4 protein-coding genes are annotated in these 2,660 nt (G+C 64.0%); 3 read left to right on the top strand and 1 reads right to left on the bottom strand.

Translation table 11 applies throughout. The features are described from left to right. Window positions 1-786: UDP-3-O-(3-hydroxymyristoyl)glucosamine N-acyltransferase (gene lpxD, locus MOV75_RS33835; RefSeq protein WP_247007508.1), on the top strand; the 786-nt coding region annotated here is incomplete at its 5' end. Further along, window positions 783-1,244: a 3-hydroxyacyl-ACP dehydratase FabZ gene (gene fabZ, locus MOV75_RS33830; RefSeq protein WP_018320213.1), complete on the top strand. Its 462-nt coding sequence runs from the start codon at window positions 783-785 to the stop codon at window positions 1,242-1,244. The genes lpxD and fabZ, both read left to right, overlap by 4 nt. 26 nt (window positions 1,245-1,270) lie before the next feature. On the opposite strand, the gene MOV75_RS33825 is transcribed toward fabZ, so the two are convergent. Beyond that, entirely contained in the window at window positions 1,271-1,594 is a 324-nt protein-coding gene (locus MOV75_RS33825) for a KTSC domain-containing protein (RefSeq protein ID WP_246926332.1), read from the bottom strand. A gap of 176 nt (window positions 1,595-1,770) precedes the next feature. Here MOV75_RS33825 and lpxA point away from each other — a divergent pair, with 176 nt between their 5' ends. Then, entirely contained in the window at window positions 1,771-2,562 is a 792-nt protein-coding gene (lpxA, locus tag MOV75_RS33820; protein ID WP_246926334.1) for an acyl-ACP--UDP-N-acetylglucosamine O-acyltransferase, read from the top strand. The last annotated feature ends 98 nt before the right edge of the window (window positions 2,563-2,660 follow it).

Raw genomic sequence — 2,660 nt, 5'->3', positions numbered from 1 at the left:
GCCTTCGTCAGGCTCGCGCGGGAATGGCATGGCGATGCGCTCAGACCGCAATCCTGGGTCGGCAATGACGGCATCGCGCCGTCCGCGATCATCGATCCCACGGCCCGGCTCGAGGACGGCGTGATCGTCGATCCCCTGGCGGTGATCGGCCCGGACGTTGAGATCGGTAGCGGCACGGTGGTCGGCGCCGGGGCGGTGATCGGTCCGGGGGTCAAGATCGGCCGCGATTGCAACGTCGGCGCCCGTACCGCCATCCAATGCGCGCTGATCGGCAACGACGTGCTGATCCATCCCGGCTGCTCGATCGGCCAGGACGGCTACGGCTTCATCTTCTTCGGCCCCGAGGGCCACCTGAAAGTGCCGCAGACCGGCCGCGTGCTGATCCAGAACAATGTGGAGGTCGGCGCCGGCACCACCATCGATCGCGGGTCCTTGCGCGACACCGTGATCGGGGAGGGCACCAAAATCGACAATCAGGTCCAGATCGGCCACAATGTGACCATCGGCCGGAACTGCCTGCTGGCGGCTCAGATCGGGCTGGCCGGCAGTCTGACCATCGGCGACAACGTGGCGCTGGGAGCCAAGGTTGGCATCAATAACCACCTCAAGATCGGAGATGGGGCCCAGGTCACCGCGATGAGCGGCGTCAAGGACGACATCCCGGCAGGTGGACGCTGGGGTGGTTTTTTTGCCAAACCGACCAAGCAGTGGTTCAAGGAGATCATCGCGGTGGAGCGCCTGGTACGCGACAGCAAGGCCGATGCGAAGGACGAGGGACGGGAATGACGGCGGAATCACCTGTTAAGTTCGAGCTGGTGGACATCAATGCCATCCTCCAGACCCTGCCGCACCGCTTCCCGATGCTGCTGATCGATCGCGTGATCAACATCCGCGCCGACTACAGCGGCATCGGCATCAAGAACGTCACCTTCAACGAGCCGGCCTTCCAGGGACATTTCCCTGAGCGTCCGGTCTATCCCGGCGTCATGATGATCGAGGCGATGGCGCAGACCGCGGGCGTGATCGGCATCAAGTCGGTCGAAGGCACCGAGAAGCCGCGGGCGGTCTATTTTCTCACCATCGACAAGTGCAAGTTCCGCAAGCCCGTGCTGCCCGGCGACACCATCGAGTACCACATGCGCTCGGTTGGCCGCCGCAAGGCCATGTGGTGGTTTCACGGCGACGCCAAGGTCAACGGACAGGTCGTTGCGGAAGCCGATGTCGGCGCCATGCTGACGGACTGAGCGGCATCGGCCCCACGGGACGGGGCTCACGCGCTGCAATCGTAGCGGCTGCCGGCGGCCTCGCGCCTGATATGCCGGTTGAAGAACTGGCCCATGGACGGCGCGCCCAGAAGGCGGTCGAATGTCTCGGCCGCGACGCCGCAATAGCGCGCATAGAAGCCGCCAGTCGCGACGACGAGGTCGTGCTGCGCGCGATCATAGCAGACACGCTGAAGCACCGTGCTGCGACTGATGTCGCGGCATTCGAAGGTCGCAAGATCGATGGGCCGGCGATCGCCGGTCTCGACCATCTCGGACACGATCGGCGCCGCCGCGAGCTGCGCGAGCAGAAGTGCCAAGGCCCTGACCACGAGTGCTGAACCTCCGTGTGAACATGTCGAGGGACCGGGAAGGCCGCCTCATCCGGTACTTGAAACAGGCAGAGATGATACGTCACTGGACAGATCGGGCATAGTCGCGCTAACCACCGGAAAACTGAGCGACTTCAACACATAATCAGAGCTTCCTGACGAGTAAGATTTGCTTGATGAGCAAGATTGATCCCACCGCACGGGTCGCGGACGGCGCCGTGATCGGCGAGGGCACCGAGATCGGACCGTATTGCATCATCGGCCCGAATGTCGTGATCGGCAACAATTGCAAGCTGATCGGACATGTGCACGTCACCGCGCAGACCATGATCGGCGACGATTGCACCATCTACCCGTTTGCCTCGCTCGGCACGCCGCCGCAGTCGCTCAGCTATCGTGGCGAACTGACACAGCTCAAGATCGGCTCGGGCTGCACCATCCGCGAATCCGTGACCATGAATGCCGGCACCGTCGCCGGCGGCGGGGTCACCACGGTTGGCGACCGCGGCTATTTCATGAACTGCAGCCATGTCGGCCACGATTGCCATGTCGGCAATGATGTCATCTTCGCGACGTCGGCAACGCTCGGCGGTCATTGCGAGATTGGCGACTTCGTCTTCATCGGCGGACTGTCCGCCGTGCACCAATTTACCCGCATCGGCCCGCAGGTCATGGTTGGCGGCGTGTGTGGCGTGCGCGACGACATCATCCCGTTTGGCCTCGTCAACGGCCAATATGCGGTGCTGGAGGGCCTCAACCTGATCGGCATGAAGCGGCGCAAGTTCACCAAGCAGCGGCTCGCGACGGTGCGTGGGTTCTACCAAAAACTCTTCCACGGCTCCGGCACCTTCGCTGAGCGGCTGGAGGCGTCCAGGCCGCTCGCCGGCGAAGATCCGGCGATCGCCGAAATCCTCGACTTCATCGGCAAGGGCAAGCGCCCGCTCTGCCTTCCCGCCATCGCGAAGTGATGTTGGGATGGCCGCGGGCATGACATCGGCGGCGTCGGAGATCGCATCGCCGGTCGGCATCGTCGCCGGCGGCGGCGCGATGCCATTCGCGGTCGCCG

Origin of the sequence: Bradyrhizobium sp. PRIMUS42 (assembly GCF_023006515.1) — a bacterium.
Lineage (GTDB): Bacteria > Pseudomonadota > Alphaproteobacteria > Rhizobiales > Xanthobacteraceae > Bradyrhizobium.
This window is presented reverse-complemented; position numbering and strand designations above follow the sequence as displayed.

Excerpts from the sequence above, each read along its gene's own strand:
- fabZ (WP_018320213.1), top strand. The coding sequence starts at position 783 with ATGACGGCGGAATCACCTGTTAAGTTCGAGCTGGTGGACATCAATGCC.
- lpxA (WP_246926334.1), top strand. The coding sequence starts at position 1,771 with ATGAGCAAGATTGATCCCACCGCACGGGTCGCGGACGGCGCCGTGATC.